This is a genomic window from Streptomyces sp. AC627_RSS907, assembly GCF_019049165.1.
Window position 1 is genome coordinate 1 of record NZ_JAGMUE010001015.1, and the last position, 580, is coordinate 580.

Genomic DNA, 580 nt, shown 5'->3' on the forward strand with positions numbered 1-580 from the left:
GGGGCTGCCACGGGGTGCCGGCGCCGCGCCTGCGCCAGCAGCGTCAGCGCGTGCTGGGACGCCGAGTCGGCGGCGGCGGTGACCAGTACCAGGGACTGCCCGGGCGACCGTGGCAGCGGCAGGTTCTGCTGGGTGACCGTGAGCGAGCCGACGACCGGGTGGCGCAGCTCGTACACGTCGCCCTCGCACGGGTGCACGCGGTGGTCGGCCCAGAGCGCGGCGAACTCCGGGCTGCCGATCGACAGCTCCCCGATCAGCGCGGCCAGGCGGGCGTCACCGGGGCAGCGGCCGGCGACGTGCCGCAGGTTGCTCACCATGGCGCGGGCCTTGCGCCGCCGGTCGACGTACAGGTCGCGGCCGTGCGGGTCGAGGAAGAGGAGGCGGGCCAGGTTCGGCCGGTCGTCCTGGCGGTCGGGGCTCGCCGGGTCGAGGTGGCCGGCCAGCAGGGCGTGCCCCGGGCCGTTCCACGCGAGCACGTCCGCGCGCCGGCCCACCACGAGCGCGGGCACCTCGCCCACCGCGCCCAGCAACTCCCGCGTCGCGGGCAGCACCCGTTCGGGGCCCGCGCCCGCCCTCGGCC

The 580-nt window shown here is 78.1% G+C and carries 1 pseudogene; it reads right to left on the reverse strand.

The features are described from left to right. A pseudogene (locus KUM32_RS39980) lies at positions 1–580 on the reverse strand (transcriptional regulator); the annotation flags it as partial.